Genomic DNA, 6,550 nt, shown 5'->3' on the forward strand with positions numbered 1-6,550 from the left:
ATTGCATATTTTGCATTATTAAAATGTAAATTAGTTGTATTAAACGGTGATTTATTGATAAGTAGTTTAGTGGGTCAACCCTTACGTTACGCGTTTAAAAGAAGTTTTTGAAATTGTATTGAAGCTTTCTTATTCAAAAAAATATAATGCACTCGTTTAAAATTCTTAGCAGTTCCCCAATGTTATCTTTCAGGATAGTGAAAAAAGTGCTGGCATCAATTTGCTTGTTGATTTTATGTATTACAAAGGCTTCTTCACAAACTATACCGATAGGAAGTTATGCCGAAGATATTGCCAGAAGAGATCAGATAATGGGTAAAAGCGATAACCTTTCTTCTTTTAGTATCCGGCCGGTAAACAGCCAGTGGAGTGGGGCTGATTCATCACTGCAAAAGCTTGTGGCAAGCAAAATGTTTGCGAAATTTAAATTGATGGGGCAACCTTCGGGCATACAACTACTACCGTTTAACTGGCTTAATGAATATAATACAAAGCGGCCTTATGGATATAATAATTCATCATTATATCCAAATGCCGGTTATCAGACTATGCTGAGCGGCGGATTTTTATTAACAGCAGGGATATTCAGGATACAGGTAAAACCCGAATTTGTATATGCTCAAAATAAAAGATTTGATACGTTTGCCGATGTGCAGGCCAATAATAACTCGGCCACTTTACTGGCAGCCTACTATAATACCATAAATGGCATTGATGCACCTGAACGGTTTGGCAATAAATCTTTACAGCATTTGTATCCGGGACAATCAAAAGTAACGGTCAATTTTAAAAATATGGAGGCCGGAGTTTCAACAGAAAATATTTGGTGGGGCCCGGGAGTAAGAAATTCTATCATGATGAGTAATTCGGCCCCTGGTTTTTTACACTGGACATTTAATTCGGTAAAACCCATAAAAACCGCTATAGGATCATTTGAGTGGCAAATAATAGGTGGTAATTTAAAGCAGTCGGGATATTTGCCGCTTGATACCAATAAATTGGTATATGGTAAAGGCTTATTTATTCCCAAGCCCGAGGTTACCCGGTACATATCAGCCTATACGGTTAACTRGCAGCCAAAATGGTTAAAGGGTTTGTATTTGGGAATTACAGGATATGATTATTTAGATAAGGATTCTATCTATAATAAAAAGAATATTTTTCGCAGGCTGTTCCCCGTAATTACTGGTTCATCTCTTAAGGCTAATGACATTGGAAACGCGACCAGGGGGGATGGTCAGGATTTTTCATTTGCAATCAATATTCGGCAGTTGTTGCCCTTGTATAATGCAGAACTTTACTTTGAATGGGGAAGGAACGACAGAACAGGAAGTTTTAACGATTTTTTACAGGAACCTGCACATTCGGCAGCATACACTTTTGGGGGTAGAAAGCTGTTTGAATTGGCAAAGGATAATTACTTGCAATTAAAAGCCGAAATAACCCAGTTACAAAGATCCGTAACTTTTTTATTAAGAGATGAACCTACCTGGTATACGCATCTTTCGAGCCCGAGAGACGGTTATACTAATGATGGCAGATACATAGGCGCCGGAATTGGACCCGGGGGTAATAGTTTTGTGTTGGATATTAGTTACCTAAAGGGATTAAATTCATACRGAATAATGCTTGAAAGGCAGGTTCATAATAACGACCTGTATTATAGCGCCTTTAGCGGAACAGGTAATTTTAATTCGCACTGGGTAGATATTGCCAATACTTTTTATACCAACATAAAACTAAAAAAATACCTTATTTCGACCGAGCTTACTCCTGTTTACTCTTTAAACTATCAATACAATCATGGTAGCAGCTTTAATTTACATGCAAGGATCAATCTGACCTATTATTTTGAATGATCATTAGGCATTTGATCAGAGTTTTATAACCAACTCTTTTTATTTTTTCAGGCTGGTGTTATATAAGACCAATATGATTCGTATAGTGTGCATGAGTAACACAGAAGCCGGAAGAATTGTAATTTTAGTAAATCAAATACCATGAACCCAATATTGTTGCAGATGATGCGCCATAATACACATAGCAGTACTTATTGATATATATAATAATGTAAGTAAAATTGTGAACCACTATTCAATTGGTGGTTTAATAGGTAAATTAATGTAAATGAGTTTAGCAGATAAGTTACTGGCAATAACTATTATAAATGATAACTGTAATGATCAACATGCCTTTTAGGTAAAATTAAAACTTTTGTACAGTTCATTAATAATAAATTGATTTACATTTGCGAAAAATAAATACTTTTTATTGGGGTATTATGTCATATTATACTCTAATGGCCTTTAACCATGAACAAAATTAACTTTCGTATATTTTTGGTTGTTATCATTATTTGTTTCGGGGTTATTAAACAAACCTCGGCCCAAACCAACCTTCAAAATCTCTCTTCTATTAATGTAGATGATCTTTCTGATCAGCAAATAACACAACTCTTGCAACAAGCACAAAATGCAGGTTTAAGTGATACTGAGTTAATTCAGCAGGCCCAAACAAGAGGTATGACCAGTGGTCAAATTCAAAAATTGCAGGTTAGGATCCAGGAAATTCGCAATAAAGCCACAGGGAAGAGTAACCCGGTAGATACCACTAACGATGACAACAAAACAGGGCGCAAGTTAAATTATAAACCAGACAGCCTTGATACCACTTTTATTAAAAAGGACTTTTTTGAAAGTTTAAAACCTAAAATATTTGGAGCAGACATTTTTAAAAACAAAAACAGCTCTTTTGAACCTAATTTGAAACTGGCCACACCTGTAAACTACATTATTGGTCCGGATGATCAGCTTAATATCAATGTTTATGGTAATTCTTCGGTAAACTGGAAATTAGAAGTTTCGCCCGAGGGTAATATTAATATTCCGGGTATTGGTGTTTTAAACGTTGGGGGGAAAACTATTGAGCAGGCTACATCAAATATAAAGAGTAAACTGGCGGCTAATAATTACGCCATTGGGCGTGGTACTAACGTGCAGGTATCACTGGGCAATATACGCAGTATTAAAGTAATTATAGTTGGGCAGGTTCAAAAGCCGGGTACTTATACATTATCTTCACTATCCACTGTTTTTAATGCACTTTATGCTTCAGGCGGACCTACCGATAATGGAAGTTTAAGACAAATAGAGGTGATCAGGAACAATCGTATCATAAGGCACCTGGATGTTTACGATTTTTTGGTTAAGGGCGATCAAAAAGATAATGTTTCTTTACAGGATCAGGACATTGTACGCGTACCTACTTACCGCACAAGGGTGCAATTAGTGGGGGAAGTAAAAATTCCTGCATTATTTGAAGTTGTACCGGGAGAGAGCCTGGATAATATTTTAAACTATGCAGGTGGCTTTACGGATAGCGCTTATACGGCACGTATCAAAGTGTCGCAGGTTAGTGATCAGCAGCGAAAAATAACGGATGTTTTAGAAGCTGATTATAAAAACTATATTCCTTTAAGGGGCGATAAATATACTATAGAATCAATTATTAACAGGTTTCAGAACCGGGTTGTAATTAAGGGTGCAGTTTTTAAACCAGGTGATTTTGAATTGCAGAATGGTTTAACATTGACCCAGTTAATTGAAAAAGCCGCAGGTTTAAAAGAAGACGCTTTTATGGAGCGAGGAACTGTTACTCGTTTAAAACCCGATAATAGTACCGAAATAATAGGGTTTAATGTAAAAGATGTTATAAGCAAAACTGTAACTATTCCCTTGCAACGTGAAGATATTGTTAATATCTCATCCATATTTGATCTGCGTGATAAGTACATCGTGACTATTAATGGCAGTGTTAGAAAACCTGGAAAATTTGCCTTTTCAGAAAATATGAAGGTAGAAGACCTGATTTTAAAGGCGGGGGGATTTGCGGAAGGAGCCAGCACAAAGCGTATTGAAGTGGCAAGGCGGGTAAATGACGCTGATCCAACATCCCGGAATAGTTCTGTAGCTCAGGTTTTTAGTGTTAATATTGATGGGCAGTTAAAACCGGCAGAAGCTAATTTTGTATTAAACCCATTTGATATAGTATCAATTTATACATTACCTGGTTTTGAAAAACAAAAAACTGTAAAAGTTGAGGGCGAAGTAATTTACCCAGGCTCATATACCATAAAAAGTAAAAATGAAAAGATATCAGATCTTGTTGCCCGTGCCGGTGGCCTAACCGCTTCGGCAGATGTTGAAGGAGGTTCATTAAGAAGGGACAATATTGCAATTTTGGGTATTGACAGACGCAAAGCTGATACTTTAGAAATTGCACGTGAAAGAGTAGACCGCATGTCCCGTTTAAAGAGAAGTTATAAAGACTCCACTAAAAACGATGTTGATACAGTGATGCGTAATAATTTTGTAGGTATTGATCTTCCGCAAATTTTAAAAGCACCAGGATCTAAAAATGACCTTTTACTTGAAGATGGCGACGTTTTAAGAGTGCCTAAACAGCAACAAATTGTTCGTGTAAACGGTCAGGTGCTTTACCCAAGCGCAGTGGTTTATGAAAAATCAAAATCATTTAATGATTTTGTTTCTAATGCTGGCGGGTATGGTCCGGAGGCATTAAGAAGAGGGGCGTATGTTGTATATCCTAACGGAACGGTAAAGGGAACCCGTAAATTTTTATTTTTTAATATCCACCCTGGTGTTAAACCCGGAAGTGAAGTATATGTTCCTAAAAAACCTGCAAGCAAGGGTAATAGTGCCCAAACAATTATAGGGTTAACCACAGGGTTAGCGTCTCTGGGGGCTATCATTTTAGGGGTTTTGAGTTTGCGTAAATAAGTATAGCAAACAACATCAATTACTTTATACTAAATTAAGTTTATGAATAAGGGTGATCAGGGAAAGGCTGTAAATAATTCAGATGAAATATCTGTAATGGATTTGGCTGTCAAGATTAAATCCGGGATAGGATATATCAAAAGTAAATGGTTGGTTATTTTAGCAACTTCTATACTTGGAGCTTTAATTGGGCTGGGATACTCCATTTTTAAAAAACCTACTTATGCAGCGGTTTGCACATTTGTTCTGGAAGACTCTGGCAAAAGTGGTGCTCTTGGTCAATATGCGGGCTTAGCTTCGCTTGCCGGGATTGATCTTGGCGGTGGTAACGGCGGTGGAATATTTCAGGGTGATAACATTTTAGAACTATACAAATCTCGCCTGATGATAGAGAAAGCTTTATTAAGTGAAGCTGATTTTAATGGCAGGAAACAATTGTTAATTGATAGGTATGTGAGCAATAATGATTTGTTGACTAAGTGGAAAGAAAGAGACAATATTGATGCTATTTCATTTAAAGGAGATCCTGAAAAGTTTAATCGTAAACAGGATAGTTTAATTACAGATATTGTTGAATTATTTAATAAGAAGTTTTTAAGTGTTGGCAAGCCCGATAAAAAACTGGATATTATTGGAGTTCAGTTTCTTTCACCAGATGAATTATTTGCGAAAGAATTTACAAATAAGCTTGTTGAAAATGTTAATAATTTTTATGTGTTAACCAAAACCAAAAAAAGTTATTTGAATGTGCAGGTTTTACAACGCCAGGCTGATAGCGTAAAACAAATATTAAACAAATCTATTAGCGGTGTTGCATCAGCAATTGATGCGGCGCCCAATGCCAATCCATTAATGTTAACGCTTAAAGTGCCGTCTCAGAAAAAACAGATTGATGTGCAGGCGAGTACCGCGGTTTACGGGGAGATTGTGAAAAATTTAGAGATCTCAAAAATTTCGTTAAGGCAGGAGATGCCCCTCATACAGGTGATTGACAAGCCCGTGTTACCATTAGCGGTTAATAAAGTAAAAAAAGTTACAGGAATTATTACCGGATTAATTTTAGGGGCATTTTTAAGTGTCGGCTATTTACTATTCAGGAAGATATTAACTAAGGTTTAAATGGAAGTAAAAAAAAGACTCGTTCTTTTAAATGTTATTACATCGGGTGGGCAGGTTGTTTTTATAGGGTTAGTTTACTTTCTGTTATATAGATATCTTTTATCAAAGCTGGGAGTTGAGCTGCTGGGGGTATGGTCAGTAGTATTGTCAGCGTCATCACTTGCAAATCTTGCAAATTTTGGAGTGGCCGATTCAGTGATCAGGTTTGTGGCGCTGTATTCTGCAGAGGGAGATAAAAATAAAATGCAGCAGTTAATTTTCACCGCGTCATTGTTTTTATGCGGCCTCTTTTTGCTTATAGCCTTAATCATATTTCCATTTGCTGATATTATTTTAAGATTTGTTTTACCTGCCAAATACTTAAAGGACGCTTTACTGATATTACCTTATTCACTTGCCTGCTTAGTAATTAACGGAGTAAATGGTGTTTATGCTTCGGTTTTAGACGGTATGCAAAAACATTATATAAGAACCATCATATTTAGCCTTTCTTCCCTTTTATTATTAGTTGGGGCATATTTATTAGTACCCAGATTTAACTTACAAGGTGTTGCATTTGCGCAGGTTATGCAATCTTTGTTTACTTTGATCTTTTGCTCAATCTGTGTAGTGATTCAAACAAAGTATAATCC

Annotated in this window: 4 protein-coding genes; all 4 read left to right on the forward strand. The window is 36.4% G+C overall.

What is annotated here, in order from left to right; all coding sequences use genetic code 11:
• Nucleotides 1-179: 179 nt before the first annotated feature.
• Nucleotides 180-1,859: a hypothetical protein gene (locus tag AC1DRQ_RS28760; RefSeq protein WP_477429151.1), complete on the forward strand. Its 1,680-nt coding sequence runs from the start codon at nt 180-182 to the stop codon at nt 1,857-1,859.
• Between the two features lie 453 nt (nt 1,860-2,312).
• The gene (locus tag AC1DRQ_RS28765; protein ID WP_477429153.1) at nt 2,313-4,799 is read left to right on the forward strand and encodes an SLBB domain-containing protein; all 2,487 of its coding nucleotides are present in this window, start codon (nt 2,313-2,315) and stop codon (nt 4,797-4,799) included.
• 42 nt (nt 4,800-4,841) lie between these two features.
• Nucleotides 4,842-5,918, forward strand: a complete 1,077-nt coding sequence (locus tag AC1DRQ_RS28770; RefSeq protein WP_477429155.1) for a GNVR domain-containing protein — start codon at nt 4,842-4,844, stop codon at nt 5,916-5,918.
• Nucleotides 5,919-6,550, forward strand: a 632-nt coding sequence (locus tag AC1DRQ_RS28775) for a lipopolysaccharide biosynthesis protein (protein ID WP_477429157.1), incomplete at its 3' end; no start/stop codon positions are given. It abuts the gene before it with no gap.

The organism is Mucilaginibacter sp. P4_E8 (assembly GCF_056401495.1).